Annotated in this window: 20 protein-coding genes; 10 read left to right on the top strand and 10 right to left on the bottom strand. The window is 72.7% G+C overall.

Translation table 11 applies throughout. The features are described from left to right. Positions 1 to 150 precede the first annotated feature (150 nt). Together ACF1BH_RS28380 and ACF1BH_RS28375 are read right to left on the bottom strand one after the other, a co-directional pair. Positions 151 to 1098, bottom strand: a complete 948-nt coding sequence (locus tag ACF1BH_RS28380) for a hypothetical protein (protein ID WP_391647023.1) — start codon at positions 1096 to 1098, stop codon at positions 151 to 153. Between the two features lie 307 nt (positions 1099 to 1405). Further along, the gene (locus tag ACF1BH_RS28375; RefSeq protein ID WP_391647021.1) at positions 1406 to 2338 is read right to left on the bottom strand and encodes an NADP-dependent oxidoreductase; all 933 of its coding nucleotides are present in this window, start codon (positions 2336 to 2338) and stop codon (positions 1406 to 1408) included. Positions 2339 to 2426: 88 nt separating this feature from the next. On the opposite strand from ACF1BH_RS28375, the gene ACF1BH_RS28370 reads away from it, so the two are divergent. Beyond that, a complete protein-coding gene (locus tag ACF1BH_RS28370) occupies positions 2427 to 2807 on the top strand; it encodes a winged helix-turn-helix transcriptional regulator (RefSeq protein WP_391647019.1) in 381 nt (126 codons plus the stop codon). A gap of 78 nt (positions 2808 to 2885) precedes the next feature. Here the strand turns inward: ACF1BH_RS28370 and ACF1BH_RS28365 are convergent, their stop codons facing one another. Next, positions 2886 to 3290 carry an FKBP-type peptidyl-prolyl cis-trans isomerase gene (locus ACF1BH_RS28365; RefSeq protein ID WP_391647017.1) on the bottom strand — a complete coding sequence of 135 codons (405 nt, stop codon included), beginning with the start codon at positions 3288 to 3290 and terminating at the stop codon, positions 2886 to 2888. Positions 3291 to 3852: 562 nt separating this feature from the next. Here ACF1BH_RS28365 and ACF1BH_RS28360 point away from each other — a divergent pair. From ACF1BH_RS28360 to ACF1BH_RS28350, 3 genes are all read left to right on the top strand, one after another. Beyond that, entirely contained in the window at positions 3853 to 4146 is a 294-nt protein-coding gene (locus ACF1BH_RS28360) for a hypothetical protein (protein ID WP_391647014.1), read from the top strand. 12 nt (positions 4147 to 4158) lie between these two features. Continuing rightward, entirely contained in the window at positions 4159 to 5271 is a 1113-nt protein-coding gene (locus ACF1BH_RS28355) for a hypothetical protein (protein ID WP_391647012.1), read from the top strand. Positions 5272 to 5356: 85 nt separating this feature from the next. Then, on the top strand, positions 5357 to 5548 hold the full coding sequence (locus ACF1BH_RS28350) for a hypothetical protein (RefSeq protein ID WP_391647010.1): 192 nt from the start codon (positions 5357 to 5359) through the stop codon (positions 5546 to 5548). Positions 5549 to 5925: 377 nt separating this feature from the next. On the opposite strand, the gene ACF1BH_RS28345 is transcribed toward ACF1BH_RS28350, so the two are convergent. Then, a complete protein-coding gene (locus ACF1BH_RS28345) occupies positions 5926 to 7656 on the bottom strand; it encodes a helix-turn-helix domain-containing protein (protein ID WP_391647008.1) in 1731 nt (576 codons plus the stop codon). A gap of 72 nt (positions 7657 to 7728) precedes the next feature. Between ACF1BH_RS28345 and ACF1BH_RS28340 the strand changes: the two genes are divergently transcribed. Further along, complete coding sequence (locus tag ACF1BH_RS28340; RefSeq protein WP_391647006.1) at positions 7729 to 9138, top strand: FAD-binding oxidoreductase; 1410 nt, start codon at positions 7729 to 7731, stop codon at positions 9136 to 9138. Between the two features lie 357 nt (positions 9139 to 9495). Here the strand turns inward: ACF1BH_RS28340 and ACF1BH_RS28335 are convergent, their stop codons facing one another. Next, positions 9496 to 9942: a DUF2690 domain-containing protein gene (locus ACF1BH_RS28335; RefSeq protein ID WP_391647004.1), complete on the bottom strand. Its 447-nt coding sequence runs from the start codon at positions 9940 to 9942 to the stop codon at positions 9496 to 9498. Positions 9943 to 10103: 161 nt separating this feature from the next. Here ACF1BH_RS28335 and ACF1BH_RS28330 point away from each other — a divergent pair, with 161 nt between their 5' ends. Continuing rightward, entirely contained in the window at positions 10104 to 12941 is a 2838-nt protein-coding gene (locus ACF1BH_RS28330) for a BTAD domain-containing putative transcriptional regulator (RefSeq protein WP_391647002.1), read from the top strand. 21 nt (positions 12942 to 12962) lie between these two features. Here ACF1BH_RS28330 and ACF1BH_RS28325 read toward each other — a convergent pair whose 3' ends face one another. Beyond that, positions 12963 to 13664, bottom strand: a complete 702-nt coding sequence (locus ACF1BH_RS28325; protein ID WP_391647000.1) for a TetR/AcrR family transcriptional regulator — start codon at positions 13662 to 13664, stop codon at positions 12963 to 12965. 102 nt (positions 13665 to 13766) lie between these two features. Here ACF1BH_RS28325 and ACF1BH_RS28320 point away from each other — a divergent pair, with 102 nt between their 5' ends. Next, a complete protein-coding gene (locus ACF1BH_RS28320; protein WP_391646998.1) occupies positions 13767 to 14507 on the top strand; it encodes a nitroreductase family protein in 741 nt (246 codons plus the stop codon). Positions 14508 to 14528: 21 nt separating this feature from the next. Here the strand turns inward: ACF1BH_RS28320 and ACF1BH_RS28315 are convergent, their stop codons facing one another. Continuing rightward, positions 14529 to 14948, bottom strand: a complete 420-nt coding sequence (locus ACF1BH_RS28315) for a hypothetical protein (RefSeq protein WP_391646994.1) — start codon at positions 14946 to 14948, stop codon at positions 14529 to 14531. 119 nt (positions 14949 to 15067) lie between these two features. On the opposite strand from ACF1BH_RS28315, the gene ACF1BH_RS28310 reads away from it, so the two are divergent. After that, positions 15068 to 15688, top strand: a complete 621-nt coding sequence (locus ACF1BH_RS28310; RefSeq protein WP_391646992.1) for a flavin reductase family protein — start codon at positions 15068 to 15070, stop codon at positions 15686 to 15688. Positions 15689 to 15729: 41 nt separating this feature from the next. Here ACF1BH_RS28310 and ACF1BH_RS28305 read toward each other — a convergent pair whose 3' ends face one another. From ACF1BH_RS28305 to ACF1BH_RS28295, 3 genes are all read right to left on the bottom strand, one after another. Continuing rightward, complete coding sequence (locus ACF1BH_RS28305; RefSeq protein ID WP_391646990.1) at positions 15730 to 15966, bottom strand: DUF2277 domain-containing protein; 237 nt, start codon at positions 15964 to 15966, stop codon at positions 15730 to 15732. Positions 15967 to 16044: 78 nt separating this feature from the next. Further along, entirely contained in the window at positions 16045 to 16740 is a 696-nt protein-coding gene (locus tag ACF1BH_RS28300; RefSeq protein WP_391646988.1) for an alpha-ketoglutarate-dependent dioxygenase AlkB family protein, read from the bottom strand. A 64-nt stretch (positions 16741 to 16804) separates the two neighbouring features. Then, a complete protein-coding gene (locus tag ACF1BH_RS28295) occupies positions 16805 to 17380 on the bottom strand; it encodes a hypothetical protein (RefSeq protein ID WP_391646986.1) in 576 nt (191 codons plus the stop codon). Positions 17381 to 17986: 606 nt separating this feature from the next. Between ACF1BH_RS28295 and ACF1BH_RS28290 the strand changes: the two genes are divergently transcribed. Then, complete coding sequence (locus ACF1BH_RS28290; protein ID WP_391646984.1) at positions 17987 to 18739, top strand: DUF4232 domain-containing protein; 753 nt, start codon at positions 17987 to 17989, stop codon at positions 18737 to 18739. A gap of 301 nt (positions 18740 to 19040) precedes the next feature. Beyond that, complete coding sequence (locus ACF1BH_RS28285; protein ID WP_391647104.1) at positions 19041 to 19814, top strand: glucose 1-dehydrogenase; 774 nt, start codon at positions 19041 to 19043, stop codon at positions 19812 to 19814. Positions 19815 to 19817: the final 3 nt, after the last annotated feature.

Raw genomic sequence — 19817 nt, 5'->3', positions numbered from 1 at the left:
GTTATGAAGTACGTGCCTGGACGTGCGGGGTTGAGGTCGGAGCGAGCCGGCCGCGGCGCGGGCACCGCGGAGACACCACCCCGCGGATGCACAGCCGGGGCCGCTCCCTCGCCACCTGTGCTGCCTGCTCGGCGGGGTGGGCGCCGCGCGTCAGGGGGTCTGGCGGGCGCGGGCGTAGTGGCGCGAGAAGCCCGTCAGCGGTTCCTCCTCCGCGTTCCACGGCCATGGCGTCGCCACGCCGCCGGTGGCGCGCAGCACGGCCGCGGCGTCGCTCGGTCGCGCGGCCTTGATCAGCGCGTAGGCCAGCAGGTTCAGATCGGCGAGCGCCTGCGCGTGGTGGAGGAAACCGGGACTCGGCCAGTGGTGGGCCGCGCGGTCGAGCGTGGTGACGGCGTCATGGCGGCGCCAGAACTCCCCGGCCCCGAGGGCGGTCACCCCGCCGGAAGCCATGGTGCGCTGGTGGTTGCGGACGAGCGCGGTGAGCTCCAGGCCGGCCGCGGGGGCGTTCGGCGGCATGGCGCGGACGCTGTCGAGCAGGCCCAGCACCTGGCCGCTGGAGCCGCACTCGTCGGGCGAGAGGTACCCCAGCGCCTGGAGGTGGGCCTCCCGGTTCCACGGGTCACGGGCCTTGATCTCGCGCCAGACCGCCGACAGTTCGGTGGACGGGCGGCGCTCCAGGCGCAGCGCCGCCAGGTACACCGTCCAGGGCGTGGGGTCGGCGGGCAGCAGTTCGGCGGCGAGCCGGCAGGACTCCCGGGTCGCGTCGAGGTCGACCCTGGAACCCTCCTGACCGGCCTGGAGCAGATCCGCCCAGGCGTGCAGCAGCACAGCGGACTGGTTGCCCGGGTTGCGTTCCCGCCAGATGCCGGGCAGCGCCCGCCCCGCGGATCCCGCGAGCACCCTCAGGCGGTGTGCCTTGCGGTCCCAGTCCTCACCGGCGTCGTCCAGAACGTCCGCCATCAGGGCCATGACAGGCGTGTCGAGCGAACCGCGGTCCCAGCACGCCTCGACGCGCCGCCGGACCTGCCCCAGGGCGGTGTCGTCAAGTTCGGGTAGCAGGCGGGGGTGACTGCCCTTACGGCGTCCGAATACGGGCATTTCCGCGATGGCCTTCCCGAGGAGATACGGGCGGGACGAAGTTCCGGCATCATACGGGCGGGGGCTCAGCGCGCAATCGGCGCCCGCAATCCGAGACGCGGCCGGATTCCCGGCAGTTCCCGGGGTACGTGGGGGAGCCGGGGAATCACCTTGCAGGGATGCTATTTGAGCGTGGACGCCGGGCGGCAGCGAACCGATGACGACGAAGCCCTGCCGGGCGCCTCGCTGAGCCCCTGGCCACGGCCAGTTGATCAACTTGTGGTGCAACGACCACTGGCACGGAAGCCCGCGAGGGCCCACGGCGGGATCAGACGGTGAGGACGAGCTTGCCCTGGAGGTGACCCTCGTCGAGCAGCCGGTGTGCGACGGCGACGCGCTCGAACGGGAAGGTCTCCTGCACGTGGATCCGGAGCCTGCCCTGTTCGACGAGGCGGACGAGCCCTCGCAGGGCGACCGGATCGGGGTCGACCGCGATGCCGCTGAAGCGCAGGCCGGCCGCCGCGCACGTGGCGCCGAGGGCCGAATCCCCCTCGGCGACCGCCGTCACCAGGTGACCGCCCGGGCGGAGTACGCCGAGCGACCGCTCGGCGGTGTCGCCGCCGATCGTGTCGAGCACGACGTCGATGTCGCGGACCGCCTCGGTCAAGTCGACCGCCGTGTAGTCGATCACCTCGTCCGCGCCGAACTCCTCGACGAACTTCCGCTTGCCCCCGCCGGCGGTCGCGATCACGTGCGCACCGAGCGCTTTCGCGATCTGGACCGCGACGTGGCCGACCCCGCCACCGCCGCCGTGGACCAGGACACGGTCGCCCTCGGTCACGCCGGCGAGGTCGACGAGCCCCTGCCACGCCGTCAGCCCGACGACCGGCAGGGCCGCCGCCTCGACGTGCGAGAGCGACGCGGGCTTGCGTACCAGGTGCAACGCCGGCGCGGACACGACCTCGGCGTAAGCGCTCCCCGCCCGCGGGAACAGCGGCATCCCGAACACCTCGTCGCCGGGCCTGAACCTGTACGTCAGCGACCCCTCCTCGACCACGCCGCTGATGTCCCAGCCGAGGATGAACGGCGGCCGGCCGAGCAGCGGCGGGAACTCGCCGGCGCGCAGGAGCGCCTCCAGCGGGTTCAGCCCGATCGCCTTGACGCGGACGAGAACCTCCGTGGGGAGGGGGCGGGGCTCGGGCGCGTCGACGACGGTGAGCACCTCGGGACCGCCGAGCGTCTGCTGGGTGATGACTCGCATGACTCTCCTGACTCTGGAGGGGGAGAGAACCCAGGCTAGGAATCCGATAGGAACCAGCAGGTACCTTCGGCGCGGGTACCTTTTGCGCATGAGCGGTTTCCGTCCCGGCGATCCCTTTCTCGCCGACTGCCCGGCGCGGTTGGCGGTCGAGGTGATCGCCGACAAGTGGACGGTGGTCGTGCTCTACGGCCTCAGCAGGGGCCCGGTGCGCCACGGCGAGCTGATCGAGCTGATCGGCGGCATCTCCCGCAAGATGCTCACCCAGACGCTCCGACGGCTCGAGGCGTACGGACTCATCCGCCGCCACGCCTATGCCGAGGGGCCGCCCCGCGTCGAGTACGAACTCACTCCGCTCGGGGCCACGCTGATCGAGCCGATCCACATGCTGACCGAGTGGGCCAGGGCGAACGGCGACGCCGTGCTCGATGCGCTCGACGCCGCCCCCGTGCCGGTCGCCCACAGCGACTGAGGCTCCGCGAGGGACCGTCCCTCCAGATGCACCCGAGCCGGGTTCGTCCGGCCCCTGTTGCCCGAGTCGCTGCGGTCGCTATGTGTTGCTCCACCCGGCTGTGCTGGAGTACGAGTCGAGCAGGTCCACCACGAAGACGAGGGTCGAGCCCGCTGGGATCAACGGCGAGGGTGACTGCTTGCCGTAGCCGAGACGCGGGGGAACGATGATCTGGCGCCGGCCGCCGACCTTCATGCCTCGCACTCCCCGGTCCATGCCCTTGATGACCTTGCCGCCGCCCAGGGCGAACTTGAACGGCTCGCCCCGGTCCCAGGAGGTGTCGAACTCCTTCCCGGACTCGTACGTCACTCCGACGTAGTGAACCCTGACCACCATGCCCGGCTTCACCTCGGCCCCGTCCCCGACGACCAGGTCCTGGACGGTCAGTTCGGCGGGGACGTCACCCTCCGGAACGTCGACCTCGGGCTTCGTCGGTTCACTCACTGCAGCCTCATCACTCTCCGCCGGAAGCCCTCGCACGGGCCAACCGGACACATGGACCGTCCAGGCTACCGAGAACGCCGATTCCCGGGGCACATCGAACCCAGCGGTGCACGGCGCCGGCCGGCCTCCCGCGGGGAGGCCCGGTCCGGTGCGGTGGCTCTCCACTGACCTGCCAACGGCTGCTCCGGCCGGGCGTAGACCTGGTCGATCCCGCCGGAGTCGGGAAGCTCCCTGTCGATGTCGGCGGTCAGGCCCGCGAGGGAGCAGGTAGGGAGTAGGTCTGGCCGTCCGTGGTGCGGACGGCCGGCATCTCTGCGCCGGGCGCACCGACCCGGAGGAGTTTCCCGCGCGCGCCGGAACTCCTCGCGCCTCTTGTGCGTCGCACGCCGGGCGCCGCGGTCAGCGGTGGCGATGACCTGGTGCGTACGCCGTCGTGCCGGTTCGGCCGGTGCGCCTGGCTCTTCCGCGGAGGGTTGGTTGCCGGCCTTTCGTGGAGCAACTCCCGCCGGATCCGGTACGGTTCCCCGACAAGGCAGGTCGGCCGCACTGCTCGGGGGGACGCATGGAAGCCGACACACACTGGATGCGCCAATGTGCCGACGACATGGACGCCACGGGCGGTGCCGTGGGAAAACTCCTCGGAAACGCCGATGGGGCGGTCGGTGCGCTCAAGGGCGCGGCGCCGGGATGGACGTTCACCGACAGCGTCGATGAACTGTCCTCGCGCTGGGAGACGCTCAACAAACTCGTCCGCGACGAACTGTCCGAAGCCGCGGAGAACATCCGCTTCAACGCCAGTGACATCGACGGCAACGAAAACATCATCACCGAGACCCTGCACAACATCTTCGGATAGGGGGGGCGACCCGTGGTGGACATGACAGGGTTGCTGACCCTGGACCTAGGAAAGATCCGGAGCGCCGCCTCCGACTGGGGCTGGATCGCCTCCCGCCTGCACCAGGCCAACGAGAGCTACACCGACTCCGTCACCGCACCCCTCAAGGCCGGGGCGCACTGGAGCGGCGACGACGCGGCCGAGGCCAGCCGCACCTGTGAGGGCATCGGCCTCGACATCGACGCCGTCGCCAAGGAGGCCGAAGCACTCAAGGACTTCCTGGACGACATCGTCGACGGCACCGGCGACGGCTTCCGCAGCCTTGCCGAGTTGCAGCGCCAGGCGGCGGAGCTGCAACAGCAGGCCATCGGTGAGGGCTTCAGCGTCAACGGCGACGGTGAGGTCGCCTGGGTGGTCATGCGGGCGCCCGGCCCGCTCTCGCCGGAGGAGCAGCGCACCGAAAAGGAACACAACGACCGGGCCCAGCAGATCGGCGACCAGCTCAAGGACGTGCTCCGCCTGGCGAACGAGGTCGACGGCAGCCTGGAGCGCGGCCTGAAGGTGATCTTCGGTACGGAGGACACCTTCCGCACCGAGAACCGGGACCGCCTCGACCGCGACGACGCCGACATGGGAGACGGCTGGAACGAAGCCCAACTCGGCCTCGTCCGCGGCTACCTCAACGCACAGGGCTGGACCGACGCCGCCGACATGCTCGGCCACTTCCTCGACGGCACCGGCGAGCCGGTCGAGGTCGACGCGGACCGCATGCTCGCCGACATCCCGGCCTTCCGCCGCGACGTGGACACCACCCTCGCCGAGGTGAAGAAGCAGCCGGACGGCACCTTCACCAGCTCCTGGCAGAGCAGCGCCCCCGACACCTCCCAGGGCGACAAGAGCCTGAACTGGTACTACGCGCTCAACCACTTCCAGTACCGTGTCGTCGGCCACAAGGAGGGCGACCACGTCACCTACCAGGTCGAGGTGCAGAAGCGGTACGACTGGGGCGTGCCCAGTGAGCACCGGCGCGACCTCGACAAGGGGCCGCTCCACTTCGAGCAGGCGGACCTGGCCCGGCTGAACATGGTCGGGCTGGCCAAGGACTTCGACGTCAAGGGGCGCAGCACGACGCGGACCGCCGGATAGGGCCGGCCGTGACGCCGGGGCCGGGGCCTCGGCGTCCCGGGCGTCCCGGGCGGTCCGCGTACGGCGGCCCGGATCAGGAATCGATGTGGCGCAACGCAAGACGCTGATCACATGCGGGGTGCTGGCCGCCCTCGGCCTGCTGGCGGCCGGCGTGTTCAGCTGGTGGATGATCAGCACCCTGCGCTCCCCGGTGGAGGGCTGGCAGGACGGCCCGCCTCCCGCCCGGCCGAGCGCACCCGTCTCCTTCAGCGTCAGCCCGGACCCGCCGCAGCGGTAGCGATCCCTCCGCCGCTCCCGTCAGTCACCCTGCCGGAAGGCCGGCCCCGTGGCCTGCCCGCCGAAGCCCAGGGAGGGGCACAGGGCCAGGTGAGGGTAGATCTTGGCGCACGGGCCCCGGCGGAGCGGGGCCCGGCTGTCTTCGGTGTCTTCGAGTACCGGGCACTTTCCGTCGCGCCAGCGGTCGGCCTACCTGGTCACCCTTTGCCCGGGGACAACGTAGTGCCACCGGAGCCGGCGAGCGCGCCGTCACCCTGCTCGACAGGGAGGACGACGCAGCCGCTGAACCGCTCATGGAGCTCGGAAAATTCCTGGGCGGCGCAGCCGTTGAGTTGCGGAACGCAGCGCTCGCGGGCCGGGCCCGACGGTGGGCAGCGCTTACCCCTCCATCGCGTCCAGTGAGTCACTCGCCGTCTTGAGGTGGAGCAGCATCTGCAGTTCCAGCGCCCGTTCCGGGGTGCGCCAGCCCTCGCCGAGCAGGCGGTCCACGGTCGCCAGACGCTGGTAGAGCGTGTTCACGTGGATCGCGAGTGCGGTGGCTGCCGGGCGGGGGCGGCGCCCGTGGTCCAGGAACGCGCGCAGCGTCTCCAGCAGCGGCACCGCGCGGCGTTGCTGCTCGGTCAGTACGGGGCCCAACAAGTCGTCGAACGCCTGGTCCAGGTCGCGTCGCCCGGTGTGGCCGAGCAGGATGCGGTACAGCCCGAGTCGTCCGGCGGTCGCGGCCTCGCCGGTGCGCCCCAGCGTGTTGAGGGCACTCAGCGTCTGGCGCGCCTCGTGGAAGCAGTGCCGCAACTCCCCCTGCCCGCGCGCCGGCCCGGCGATCCCGGCCGTGGGGGCATCCGCACCGCGCGGCCACTCCCGCCGGATCGTGTCGGGATCGGCGGGAGCCACGACGAGCAGGCGACCGTCGTGCTCGGCGACGACCGCGCCCGCCAGCGACGAGGTCCGCTCGACGTGCGCCCTTGCGGAGGCGGGCGCGACGACGAGCACCGAGTACGGCGTCGACGCGTCCAGCCCAGCCTGACGCAGGGCGCGCGGGTGTGGCGACGAAGCGGTGAGCAGGTCGACGAGGAGCGCCGCGCGGGTGTGCCGGGACGCCTCGGCCACCGCCTGCTCGGCGACCAGCGCGAGCGCGAGTGCCGGGGCGGCCCGTTCGAGCAGCAGCCGGTCGTCGGGCGCGGGCTCGCCGTCGAGGACGAGCGCGCCGAAGCGCCGTTCCCCCGCCACGACCGGCTGCGCCGTGGTCGCGGAGTGCGACGGCGGTTCAGGTTCCGGGACGAAGCGGACCTCCCCGCTCGTCATCGAGCTGATCTCGGTGAGCAACTCCTCCACCCCGCCGCCGCCGAGCACCACCCGCGTCAGCCGCTGGTCCCAGCGCAGCGTCTGCTCCAGCTCTTCGGTGCGCCGCGCGAGCTGGTCGTTGGCGGCGTTGAGCGTGCCCATGGCGGTCGCCTTCTCGATCGCGCTGGCAGCGTGCGCGGCCAGCGCCGACAGCAGGGTCACCTCGTGTTCGGTGAAGTCCCGTTCCTGCCGCTTGCCCGCGAACAGGGCGCCCAGGACGCGGCCGCGCAGGTGCAGCGGGACCCCGAGCAGCCCGCGCATGTTCTCGGCGCGCGCCGCGATATCCGCGCTCCCGTCGTGACGAAAACGCCGCTCCTGCCGGTAGTCCGCCGTCCAGCGGGGCGCGGCGTGCTCGATCACCTCACCGGCCAGCCCGGCCGACAGCGGGATCACGACGCCGGCAAGCCCCGGGGTGAACGCGCCGCTGGTGACCTTCAGCCGCAGGTGCCCGTCCTCGATCAGGCCGAGGTAGGCCAGGTCGACGTCGAGCAGCCGGCGTGCCTGGCCGACGATCTCCGGGAGCATGTCGTCCGGCGCGTGGAGGGTGGCCAGCCGGATCGCGATCTCGTTGAGCGCGGCCAGTTCGGCCGCCCGCTGCGCCTGCTGCCGCAGCACCATGGCCAGCCGCAGGGCCTGCGCGGTCTCGCGGCCGGCCGCCTCGGGGCCCCGCGACCGGGCCAGGCCGTCGCCGTGCCGCTGCAACTCGTCCGGCGTCGCGTCGCGCAGCAACAGGTCCAGCCACGACTCGTCCATCAGGGGACGCTCCATCCATTGATCACCGGGAATGGTAGCCGGTTCATCCATTGAGCCGTCCGATCCGGCGCGGCTAGCGTCGCCGCCATGAGCAACGAAGTGTGGCGGCGTGAGCTGACCGACGAACTGGCCCGGGGCCTGCCCGCGGGCCGGATACTGACCGACCGCGCCGTGATCGTGGGTTACGCCCATGACGAGGCCGAATGGGCTCCCTACAGCACCCCTGCGGCGGTGGTCCGGCCGCGCACCGCCGAGGAGGTGCGCCATGTCGTCCAGGTCTGTCTGCGGCTCGGCGCCCCGATCGTGCCGCGCGGTGCGGGCACCGGATTGTCCGGTGGGGCGAACGCGATCGAGGACTGCGTCGTCGTGTCCACCGAGGCGATGACGGCGATCAAGGAGATCGACACGCGGGAGCGGCTCGCGGTGGTCGAGCCGGGGGTCGTCAACGACCACCTGCGCGCGGCCTGTTCCGAGCACGGCCTGTGGTACCCGCCGGATCCGGCGAGCGCGCCGTGGTCGACGCTCGGCGGCAACGTCGCGACCAACGCGGGCGGCCTGTGCTGCGTCAAGTACGGCGTCACGCGCGACTACGTGCTCGGCCTGCAGTTCGTGACCGGGACGGGCGAGCTGGTGCGCGTCGGCCGCCGCACCGCCAAGGGCGTCGCCGGCTACGACCTGGCCGGGCTCATGGTCGGCTCCGAGGGCACGCTCGGCGTCATCACCGAGATCACCGTGCGGCTGCGCCCGGCGCGAGAGCCCGAGCACACGGTCGCGGGCCACTTCTCGTCGGTCGTCGACGCCGGGCACGCGGTCGCCGCCGTCGCGGACGCGGGCCTGATGCCCTCCGCGCTGGAACTCGTCGACCGGCACTGCCTCGCCGCCGTCGACGAATGGAAAAACATGGGGCTGTCGACCGAGGCCGATGTGCTGCTGCTCGGCCGGACCGACAGCGCGGGGCCGGCGGGCGAGGCGGAGGCGGACGCGATGCTGGCCTGCTTCGAGCGGGCGGGGGCGACGTTCGCGGTGCGCTCGACCGACCAGTATGAGGCCGACGCGCTGTTCGAGGCGCGGCGCCTGGCCTACCCGGCGCTCGAACGCCTGGGCCCGGTGCTGACCGAGGACGTCTGCGTGCCGAAGGCCGCGGTGCCCGAGATGCTGGCCCGCATCGAGGAGGCCGCGGCCCGCCACGACACCCTGATCGCCAACATCGCCCACGCCGGCGACGGCAACCTCCATCCGCTGCTGATCACCCGGCCCGGCGACGGGGCGGCGAAACGGCGCGCCCAGGCAGCGTTCGAGGACATCATCGCCGCCGCGCTGGAACTCGGCGGCACGGTGACCGGTGAGCACGGGGTCGGGCTGCTCAAACGGGACGGTTTCAGCACCGAGGCCGGCCCCGCCGTGCTCGCTCTCAACCGGGCGGTCAAGAACGCGCTGGATCCCCGGCACATCTTCAATCCAGGCAAGGTAATGGCACATCAGCAGGAAGGGACGTGACGACGGAACTGGTCATCCACATCGCACAGCGGTCGGTCAGGGGCACAGTGGCGGAAGGGGGCCGGGTCTTCCGGGGCATCCCGTACGCCGCCGCGCCGACGGGTTCGGACCGCTTCGCACCGCAGCGTCGGGGGGCATGCGGCCGTTGTCGGCCGCTCTCGCTGCGGGCGAAGTCGGAGAGCTCGACCGCTTCGAAGGCTTCGGTGTAACGCAGGGGGCGGACGGTGTCGACGTGCCACACGTAGAACGGCAGCCGCTCGCGAGGGTTGGCGTGGCGGACCTGGCCGGGACCGTGGTTCATACCGGCCGGGGGCCCGAGCCTCAGGACCGGCACGCGCGAACGTCCCAGCGGGCTGGCTAGTACCAGGCGGTGCAGCCGGTCACGTTGGTGCGGTGGTTCAGCGCGCAGGCGCGCATCTTGACCTTGCCGTCGTACCGCGAGGCGGTGTGGGTGTCCGAGCCGGACTTGACCTCCGCGATGTCCAGCCGTTCGAAGGTCTTCCCACCGTTGTAGGAGCGCTGGGTCCACACCCAGTCGCCGGGGGTGGCGTGCGTGACGCGGCCCCAGGCGCAGCGGGTGGTGGTGCTGTAGCGCAGCTCGATCTTGACGGTGCCGGCGGAAGCGGTCCGTGCCGTGATCGGGCTGGCGAACGTGCACGTCCCCGCCGGCGATGCCGCCGCGGCCGGTGCGGTCGGCGCGGCGGTGGCCGCGGTCGTGCCGGCGAAGCCCGTGGCCAGCGCCGCGCTCGCCACCAGCAGGGCGGCGCGCCGCGGAGCGCGGGTGAGGGGGAGAAGTGCTCGCATCAGAGGTGTCCTTCCGTCGGCCCGGAGCCGTGCCCGGGCGTGGATCGCGTCGGCCCGCCGTCCGGACGGGCTGCGGCCTTCGTGGTGAAAACCATCCTGGGAGGGCGACCTGGGGCGAACCTGCAGGAGATCTGCAATCTCCTTGGCGACCAGGGGAGTTCGTGCCAGTCTGGGCGGGCGGGACGCGAGGGGGCGCGGTGGTGGAGTTCCGGTTGCTGGGCGGTGTCGAGGCGGTCGTCGACGGTCGGCGGATCGCCCTCGGGCACGCCCGGCAGCGATGCGTACTGGCCGCCCTGCTGGTCCACCGTCCGCTCCCCGTCGAGCGACTTGTCCACCTCGTGTGGGGCGACCACCCGCCCCGGTGCGCCCGCGACACCCTCTACGGCTACCTGTCCCGCCTGCGCTCCGCCCTCGCCGGGGGTGACACCGGCCCGACGATCGTCCGCGGACCCGACGGCTACCTGCTGACCGCGGATCCCCTGGACGTCGACCTGTACCGCTTCCGGGAGCTGATCGACCGGGCGCGTGCCACAGCCGACGATGCACAGGCCGCCGGTCTGTTCGAGCAGGCGCTCGGACTGTGGCGCGGCGAGCCGTTCGGCACCCTGGAGTCGCCCTGGCTGGACACCCTGCGCCCGGCCCTGTCGCAGGAGCGGTTCGCCGCCGAACTGGACCGCACCGACATCGCGTTGCGCTGTGGCCGGCACCGGGAGCAGCTGACCGGGCTGCGGGCGCTGGCCGAGCAGCACCCCCTGGACGAGCGGCTGTGCGGGCAGCTGATGCTGGCCCTGTACCGCTGCGGGCGGGTGGCGGAAGCTCTCCAGCACTACCAGCTCGCCCGGGGGCGGCTCGCCGACGAACTGGGCATCGACCCCGGCGCCCCGCTGCGGCGGCTGCACCAGCGGATCCTGGAGGCCGACCCGGAACTGACCCCGGACACCCCCGCACCCGGCACCCCCGCCCCCGGGCCGCTGCCCGCCACGCCCAGCCAACTGCCGCTGCCGGTGCGGCGCCTGGCGGGCCGCGCCCGTGAGCTGGCGGCGCTGGACCGGTACCTCGACACGGCCGTTCAGGACGGGGCGGCGGTGGCCGTCGCGTCGATCGCGGGCGGCGCGGGCATCGGCAAGACCACGCTCGCGCTGTCCTGGGCCCGGCGGGTGCGCGAGCACTTCCCGGACGGGCAGCTCTACGTGAACCTGCGCGGCTTCGACCCCAGCGGCACACCGATGCCCCCGGAGGAGGCCCTACGGGGCCTGCTGGAGGGGCTCGGTGTCCCCGCCGAACGCCTCCCGGCCACCGCGGCCGCCCGGAGCGGGCTGTACCGCACCCTGGTCGCGGACCGACGGCTGCTGCTCGTCCTGGACAACGCCCACGACGCCGACCAGGTCAGGCCGCTGCTGCCCGGCACCACGAGGTGTCTGGTCATCGTGACCAGCAGGCGGCAGCTGCCCGGCCTGCTCGTTGACGGGTACGTCCAGCAGCTCACCCTCGGCCTGCTGGACGCGGACGGGGCGGGGGAACTGCTCGCGTTCCTGCTCGGCCCGGAGCGCGTCGCCGCCGAACCGGAGGCGGTGGCCGCCGTGGTCGAGCGGTGCGCCCGGCTCCCGTTGGCCCTGAGCATCGCAGCCGCCCGTGCGGCCACCACCGCGCACCTGCCGCTGGCCGCCCTCGCCGAGGAGCTCTCGCAGGAGCGGCACCGGATCGCGGCGCTGTCCACCGGGGACGGCCGCCACACCGACCTGGCGACGGTCTTCTCCTGGTCCTACCGGGCGCTGTCCCCGGCGTCCGCGCACATGTTCCGTCTGCTCGGACTCCACCCCGGCCCCGACGTCGGCGCGCCGGCCGCCGCGGCGCTCGCCGGCCTGCCGGAGCACGGCGCCCGGGCGGCGCTCGCCGAACTGGCCGGCGCCAACCTGCTGCACCACCACGCCCCGGGCTGCTACCAGTTCCACGACCTGCTGCGCGTCTACGCCGCCGAACGCGCCCTCGCCGAGGAGCCGGAGCGGGACCGGCACACGGCCCTCGGGCAGGTCCTCGACCACTATCTGCACACCGCCTGCGCGGCCGACCGACTGCTGGACCCGCACCGCGACCCGATCGCGCTCCGCCCGCCCCGCGCCGCCCCCGAGCAACTGACCGACCAGCGGGAGGCCCAGGCATGGTTCGCCGCGTGGTCGACCGTGCTGCTCGACGCCGTCCGGCAGGCCGCGCGGTCCGGCTTCGACAGCCACGCCTGGCAGTTGGCCTGGTCGATGGCCACCTACCTGCAACGGGTGGGCCACTGGCCGGCCTGGGTGGCCACCGCGCGGACCGCCCTGGAGTCGGCCTGCCGCGCCGGGGATCCTGCGGGGCGGGCACACAGCCACCACGGCCTCGGCCTCGCGCTGGCCTGGACCGGCCGGACCGACGAGGCACGGGTGCAGCTCGACCTGGCGCTGGAGCGGTACGCGGCGCTGGGCGACGACACCGGCCTGGCGCACACCCACCGCACCGTCGCCTTCGTCCTGCAGCGGGCCGGCGACCACCGCGGGGCGCTCGACCACGCCGAGCGGACCCTGGCCCACTACCGGGCGGCCGGGCACCGAGCGGGGCAGGCCAGTGCCCACAACGCGATCGGCTGGTACCGCGCCAAGTCGGGCGACCACGAAGGCGCGCTGGCGGACTGCGAACGGGCCCTGGCGCTGTTTCAGGACGTCGGCAACCGCACCGGCCAGGCATACACCTGGGACAGCCTGGGCTTCGTCCACCTGGGCTCGGGACGGCCCGGCGAAGCGGTCCGCTGCTACGAGCAGGCCCTCGGCCACTTCCGCTACCTGGGCGACCACTCCGGCACGGCGGACACCCTCACCGCCCTCGCCGAGGCCCGGCGGGCCCTGGGCGACCCCGAGCCGGCCCGGCTGGCCTGCCAGGAGGCCCTCGCCCTCAAACAGGAACACGGTCTTCCGGACATCGACCGGGTACGCGCCCTCCTCGCCGAACTCTCCGCGCCCGTGCCCTAGGGTCCGTCTTCCAAAGATCCCCTAGTCCCGAACCCGGGACACCTCCGCTTGCGCGGAGCCGACCCAGGCCGCTGCGGACTCCACCCCAGCCGACCGGTCAGCAGCCGCCACACCGACGCCCGCGACAACGGCACCCCCGTCACTCAGCGCGTTTTCCAGGAGGGTCTCTGCCGCTGTCCGCGCGTGCCGGCCGTAGTTCGACTCGCCCAGCACCATGGCGCGGCTGGCGGCGCCGTCCGCGAGGGTCACGAGTTGCTCGGCGAGGACGGCGGGCTCGCGGCAGCCGAGTTCCGCTACCAGGTCGGTCACCAGCCGCACCATCAGCAGTTTCTGTTCGCGGGCGTAGGAGTGGACCGCGTTCTGGGGGTCGGGGAACTCCGCGGCGGCGTCGATGAACGGGCATCCGCGCACGGGGTCCGTGCCGGTCGGGGGCGGGTCGAACAGCGCGAGGATTCGCTCCTTGGCGGGGATGTCCTCGCGTGCCAGCACGCCCTCCAGGGTGCGTCCCGTCGAGGAGAGGTCCTTGAGATGGGCGAGGACCAGCTCGTCCTTGCTCCTGAAGTGCGCGTAGAGGGTGCGCTTGGACACCGGCGCCCGCTCTGCGATCTGCTCCATGCCGGTCGCGTTGATCCCCTGGGCCGCGAACAGTCCGGCCGCGGCGGCCAGGATGCGCTCCCGCCCTCCGCGCCCCGGCCGTCGAGACACCGTCGTCATCGTGGTCATGGCGTAAGTATACGTTCTTGTTTACTTCGGAGGGGGTGGCTGGCTATAGTGTCGCTTCAAGTAAACGATTGTGTTTACTTTGGCGATCCTGAGGAGAGTTCCATGAGTGGACCGGCCTTCACCCGGACACGCACGAGCGAGGCGCCCACCGGCGGGACACGGCCGGGCGGGACGCGAACGTCGGAGTACGCCGAGCAGCTGATCCGCGGGCGCCGCGCGACCCGCGCATTCCGTCCCGACCCGGTACCCGAGGACACTCTGCGCGAGGTCTTCTCCCTGGCCGGCACCGCGCCGTCCAATTCCAACGCGCAGCCGTGGCGGGTCGAGGTGGTCGGTGGCGCACGGCGAGACCGTCTGGCCGACGCCCTGCGAACGGCCCACGCCGAGCGACGCGTCACGGCCGACTACCCGTACTCCGAGGACATGTACGCCCCCGTCCACCAGGAACGGCGGGCCGCCTTCGGTGCCGGTCTGTACGGAGCGCTGGGCATCGGCCCCGACGACCACCCGGCTCGCGCGGCCTACGACGCGGAAAGTCTGGGCTTCTACGGGGCGCCCCATGCCGCGTTCCTGTTCGTCACCGGCGACGGCGGGCCGCGACTGGCCGCCGACGCCGGCGCTTACCTGCAGACGCTGCTACTGGCCATGACCGGGTACGGCGTGGCCAGTTGCCCGCAGGGCCTGCTCAGCTTCTACGCCGACACCGTCCGCGATCAACTCGGAGTGGACGAGGGGAAGCTGCTTGTGGGTATCTCCTTCGGCTACGCCGACGAGAATGCGCCGGTGAACCAGGTCGCGACCGGCCGGGCGGACCTGGAGGCAACCACCACATTCCACGCCTGAAGTCGGTCCCGAAAGCGCTGGTCACAGCCGCTCGTTGAGGGCTGCGACCAGCGCGGTCGCCTCGTATCGGACGGCGAGTTTGTCGTATCTCGTGGCCACAGCGCGGTTCTGTTTCAGCCGGTTGATCCCGCACCCCACGGTGTGGCGTTCCTTGTGGCCGTCCTTGCCGAAGGCCGGTGGCCGGCCGCCTCGGGAGCCGAGCTTCTTGCGGGTGCGTACCTGGCCGGCCTTCTCCGGGATGGTGCATCCTTCATGCGGCCGCCGGTGGCTCCGGGGGCCTCCAGTCCGTAGCGGGTCGGAGGAGATGCGGAGGTAGGCGGCGGGACGCTTCGGGAGGTAGGAGGCCAGGTGGTCGTGGAGGTTGAGGGTGACCTGTCCGCCGCGGGCGTGGGCGGGGACTTCGAAGTCCTCCCAGGCGGTGGGGAGGGCGGTGGCCGGCACGGTGTCGGCTCCTGGTCCCGATGGTCCCGATACCAGGCACTTTCCGTTGAACTCCGCGGTGGGGCGGTGCCGTGGATCCGTCATGGAATCCGTGGCTCCGCCCATGGATACTGATCATCATGCGCGTTGACTTCGACCCTGCCGAGATGCCCCGTACCGACTTCTACCGGATGCTGACCGCGACCGTCGTGCCCCGCCCCATCGCCTGGGTGTCCACGGTCACCGCCGACGGCACGCCCAATCTGGCGCCGCACTCGTTCTTCACCATCGCCGCCGTCGCCCCGCCCGTCGTGCAGTTCACCTCCGTGGGGCGCAAGGACTCGCTGCGGAATGTCGAGGCCACCGGCGAGTTCGTGGTCAACCTTGCTCCCGAGGGGCTTGCCGCGCAGGTCAACGACACCGGGACGAACTTCCCGCACGGGGTCAACGAGTTCGAGGCCGCCGGGGTCGCTGCCGAGGCCAGTCTGCGCGTCGCGCCGCCGCGGGTTGCCGAGTCGCCGGTGGCGCTGGAATGCGTGCTGCACAGCACGGTGCGGATCGGTGACTCCACCGTCGTCTTCGGGCGCGTGGTGCACGCCGCGATCTCCGAGGAGGTCCTGGTCGACGGGCACGCCGAGATCGGCCGGCTGCGGCCGCTGAGCCGCCTCGGCAAGGACGAATGGGGCACGCTCGGCGAGATCCGCGAACTCTCCCGCATCCGCCATGCGGACTGGCGGGGACCGAGCGCTCCCGGCGCCTGACCCGCGGAAAACGCTCCGGGGCGCGCCGCCCCGGGCGCCCTTTACCGGAGCGCGCCCCCGGTGGCCGCGTGGCCGCCGCGGACCTGGAGGCCGCCCAGCAGCTCCCGGGTGGCGGCGGCCACCGCGTCCACCGCCTCGTCGAACACCTCGCGGTTGTGGGCGGCCGGGGCGCGGAACCCGGAGACCTTACGGACGTACTGCAGGGCCGCCGCCCTGATGTCGTCCTCGGTGACCTCGGACGTCATGGGCGGGCGGAGCGTCTTGATGCTGCGGCACATGCCTCCAGTCTGCCTCCGCCCGGGCCCACCCGGCAGCCGGACGGGAACGGAACCCGCGGCCGACCGGAACGGCCGCGGTCAGCCGAGACCGGTGACCCGCATCGTGATGTTCAGCCGACCGCCCCGCAGCCCGCAGGCGGGATCGCCGCTGCCCGGATACACCTTCGGCACCCCGTGGTACGCGAACCGGGACGGCCCGCCGAACACGAAGAGATCCCCGGACCGCAGCTCCACATCGGTGTACGGACGGCCACGGCTCCCGGTGGTGCCGAACCGGAAGACGCAGCTGTCGCCGATGCTCAGCGACACCACCGGCGCCCCGGACCGCTCCTCCTTGTCCTGGTGCATCCCGAGCCGCGCCGCCTCGTCGTAGAAGTTGATCAGCGCCGTGTCGGGCGTGTAGCGGGCGCCCGCCGCCGCGTCCTCGTACGCCTCGGTCAACGCCCGCCGCCCCAGCGCCACCATCCAGTCCGGGAAGGCGGCCACCCGCGCGCCGTTCACATCGTCGGCGGTGCGGGTGTACGCGTACGGCTGCCAGTGCCAGCCGATGCACACCGTCTGGACCGACATCACCCCGCCGCGCGGCAGCCTGGTGTGCCGGATCGGCACCGGGCCGCGCGCCCACTCCCGGCACGCCGCGACCAGTTCCCGCTGCGCCGCCACGTCCAGCCAGTCCGGGACGTGCACCGCTCCGGGTGCGAGCTGCCGCCGGGCGCGCGGCGCACCGCCTGCCGGGGTGCCGAGCCCCTCGAACCCGGGCAGTGGCGTCGTCATCGGTATCCCTTCGTCCCCGGTGGGTCGCTTGCCTCCCGCATTCCAGGCTGCCACTCCCGGCGTCCTACGCGGGTGGCCCGGGCAGAGTGCGGACCCAGCCCCGGTCGATGCTCCAGGTGCCTCCGTCGGCGGTGGCGCCCCGCATGCCGTCCAGGGTTCCGGGGCCGGCGAGCGTGGCGAGCCGGGAGTCGCCGAGAGCCGCGAAGCCGACCGTACGGGCAGGATCCCAGCCGGTGCTGTGCCGCAGCCGCCTGCTCATCTGCGCCCAGCCCGGCGGCGCCGCGGCGATCACCCAGGCATCCGGCTCCGGAGCGGTCAGCCGGTCCGCGAACCGGAGCCACGAGGCGGCTTCTTCCGGCCAGTCGACGGACGCCCACACCTGCCGCCCGGCCGCCCGCCACGCCCCGGCGAACGCCCGTGCGGCCGCGACCGACGCCGCGTCCCGGCTGTGCCCGACGACGACCGCGTCGATGCGGGAGCGACGGACGCCCGGTGGCTCCGTCAGCAGAGCGAGCACCGCGGCCAGTTCGGCGCTCGTGGCGCCGGCGGGCGCCGGAACGCCGCTGAGCTGCGCGGTCACCTCCGCCGCGAGGAGCAGCGGACTCGCCGTACGCCGTTCCTCGGAGCCGCGTACGGGCATCGTGTCCCTCTCGCCCGGGGGACGCACGGGCGCCCCGGCGGCGCCCGTCACCGGGCTCCGGCCCGGCCGCTGCCGCCTTCTGCCATGGATGGTCACACCCCGATTCTGCTCCGTGCCCCGGCGGCGGACCGGCGGAAATCCGCCATGGTGATCGGCGGCTCCGACGGCCTGTCAGCCTCGCCGCGACGGTGGCGATCATCCGCCTCCCGGTCCTGGACACGGCACGGGTGTCCGCCGTATCGTCCGCCGGCGTACGCCGTGCAGCCCGCCCCCGATCGACGTACCCGCGCTACGCAACGGAGCCGGTCGGCGGATGGACGCTCCGGTCGCAGGTCCCGGGCCGGTCGCCGCCGCGCACCCGGCCCGGGACCTGCGACTTCACGAGGGACGGGGCCGCCCGAAGGCGCCGGGGCGCCGGGAGGTTCATACTGCCGTCGAGGGTCGGCGCGGCCGGCGGGCGACCGAACGCACCGCGTCGTCGTTAGTGAGGCGTTAGCGCCCCGTTAGCCACCTGCCAGCGCCCCGGGGCACGCTGGCCGGGCAGCCGATTCGACCGTGCGTACCCACGCAAGGCGGGTACCCACCCACCACCCGAGGGGGAGCCGCATGTCGCTCACCAGCAAGGCTCTCGGCCGCGGCCGCCGTCTGGCAGCCGGGTCGCTGATCGCCGTCGCCGCGCTCGCACTGACCGCCTGCCAGGAGGGTTCCGGCAGCACCGGCTCGCACGCCGCCCCGGCCTCGTCGCCCACCACCGCCGGTCCGGACGCGCCCCGGTCGTCCGGCAGCGAGGCCCACCCCTCCGCCGGCGGGCCGAGCGCCGGAGCCAAGGAATCCGCCGCGCCCGGTGACGCCCCCGAAGCGGGGAAGTCCGCCCCCGCGAGCCCAGGACACCGGCCCGGCAAGGCCACCCCCGGGGCCGAGGACGGGTCCCCGTCCGCGCTCGCCGCGTCGGACCGCTGCACCTCCGACCAGATGTCGCTGCGCCTGGGCGCCCCCGACGCCGGTGCCGGGAACTTCCGCTACCCGCTGACCTTCACGAACAAGGGCAAGAGGGCCTGCACGCTGCGCGGCTACCCCGGTGTCTCGCTGATCTCCCGGGACGGCACCCGCATCGGCAGGCCCGCCACCCGCGAGGGCGGCGCGGGCGGCGCCGTCCGCCTGGCGCCCGGCGCGAGCGCCCACGCCCTGATCCACACCGTCAACGAAGGCGTCTCCGACACCCCCTGCTGGAAGCGCGGCGACTATGTGTACGTCTACGCGCCGGGCTCGAAGGAGTCCATGACGACGGGCAGCGGCAACCTCCGTGTCTGCGGCGGTGAGTTCACCATCACCGCGGTCGAGCCCGGCACCTTCAGCTGACGCGGCCCGAACGCCGGATCCGGCCCCACGGCGCGGTCACCCCACCGGTGACCGCGCCGTTCGCCTGCGGCGGGGGAGCGGGCCCGGTGCGCCATACCACCCCGCCGCCGCCGAATTCCCGAAATGCGCCGGGCGCGTAATTTCCAAACCGTGCGGTTTGGAAATATCGGCGCCGCGGGCGGCGATGAGGCGTCCGAAAGCCACCTTCCGGGTGTCCGCGTGCGGGCATCGCGCAGGAAACCAGACCACGGTGTCCACTTCTCGGGAAATTCCCCCGAAACGGGCGTGCCACAATCCGGCCGTGACTACCGAACATGGCCTTCTCGCCGGAAAAGTCGTTCTGATCACGGGGGCCAGCAGCGGCATCGGCGCCGCCGCGGCACGGGTCTTCGCCGCCGAACAGGCCACCCTCGTGCTCGCCGCCCGGCGCACCGACCGGCTCGCCGAAATCGCCGCCGAGCTGCGGGAAAAGGGTGCTCAGGTGGCGTACGCGCCGACGGATGTCACCCGGCCCGACGACGTGCGCAGGGTCGTGGATCTCGCACTTGACACCTTCGGACGTCTGGATTCCGCGTTCAACAACGCCGGGGTCGGCGGTGACCAGGACGCCATGCATCTCATGGACGACACGGTCTACGAACAGATCATGGAAACGAATGTGCGCGGCACCTGGAATTGCCTGCGGTACGAAATACGGGCGATGTTGCAGAACCCGCGCGGCGGCTCCATCGTGAACAACAGCAGCGTCGGTGGATTGCAGTCCATTCCGGCCGCCGCACCGTACGTCGCGTCGAAACACGCCGTCGCCGGCTTGACCAAAGCCGCCGCGGCCGAATACGCGAACCGGTCCATCCGCGTCAACAGCGTCGCGCCGGGCACCACCCGGAGCGAGATCATCGCCGACTGGTTCGACCGCAACCCGGAGCTGGAGCCCCGGCTGCACGCCGCCACCCCGCAGGCGCGCACCGCCCGCGCCGAGGAGATCGCCGAGGCCGCGGCCTGGCTGTGCAGTGACCGCTCGTCGTTCGTCACGGGCGTGGTGGTGCCGGTCGACGGCGGCTTCACGATGGTGTGAGCC

The organism is Streptomyces sp. NPDC014733, from assembly GCF_043083385.1.
In the GTDB taxonomy this organism is placed as follows: domain Bacteria; phylum Actinomycetota; class Actinomycetes; order Streptomycetales; family Streptomycetaceae; genus Streptomyces.
Note: the sequence above shows the minus strand (reverse complement) of the source record. Positions and strands in the feature narration are given on the sequence as shown.

Coding starts and splice junctions, on each gene's coding strand:
- ACF1BH_RS28325 (WP_391647000.1), bottom strand. CDS start 13,664: ATGACCACGATGACGACGGTGTCTCGACGGCCGGGGCGCGGAGGGCGG.
- ACF1BH_RS28305 (WP_391646990.1), bottom strand. CDS start 15,966: ATGTGCCGCAGCATCAAGACGCTCCGCCCGCCCATGACGTCCGAGGTC.
- ACF1BH_RS28290 (WP_391646984.1), top strand. CDS start 17,987: ATGTCGCTCACCAGCAAGGCTCTCGGCCGCGGCCGCCGTCTGGCAGCC.
- ACF1BH_RS28310 (WP_391646992.1), top strand. CDS start 15,068: ATGCGCGTTGACTTCGACCCTGCCGAGATGCCCCGTACCGACTTCTAC.
- ACF1BH_RS28380 (WP_391647023.1), bottom strand. CDS start 1,098: ATGCCCGTATTCGGACGCCGTAAGGGCAGTCACCCCCGCCTGCTACCC.
- ACF1BH_RS28295 (WP_391646986.1), bottom strand. CDS start 17,380: ATGCCCGTACGCGGCTCCGAGGAACGGCGTACGGCGAGTCCGCTGCTC.
- ACF1BH_RS28345 (WP_391647008.1), bottom strand. CDS start 7,656: ATGGAGCGTCCCCTGATGGACGAGTCGTGGCTGGACCTGTTGCTGCGC.
- ACF1BH_RS28340 (WP_391647006.1), top strand. CDS start 7,729: ATGAGCAACGAAGTGTGGCGGCGTGAGCTGACCGACGAACTGGCCCGG.
- ACF1BH_RS28300 (WP_391646988.1), bottom strand. CDS start 16,740: ATGACGACGCCACTGCCCGGGTTCGAGGGGCTCGGCACCCCGGCAGGC.
- ACF1BH_RS28335 (WP_391647004.1), bottom strand. CDS start 9,942: ATGCGAGCACTTCTCCCCCTCACCCGCGCTCCGCGGCGCGCCGCCCTG.
- ACF1BH_RS28320 (WP_391646998.1), top strand. CDS start 13,767: ATGAGTGGACCGGCCTTCACCCGGACACGCACGAGCGAGGCGCCCACC.
- ACF1BH_RS28360 (WP_391647014.1), top strand. CDS start 3,853: ATGGAAGCCGACACACACTGGATGCGCCAATGTGCCGACGACATGGAC.
- ACF1BH_RS28370 (WP_391647019.1), top strand. CDS start 2,427: ATGAGCGGTTTCCGTCCCGGCGATCCCTTTCTCGCCGACTGCCCGGCG.
- ACF1BH_RS28375 (WP_391647021.1), bottom strand. CDS start 2,338: ATGCGAGTCATCACCCAGCAGACGCTCGGCGGTCCCGAGGTGCTCACC.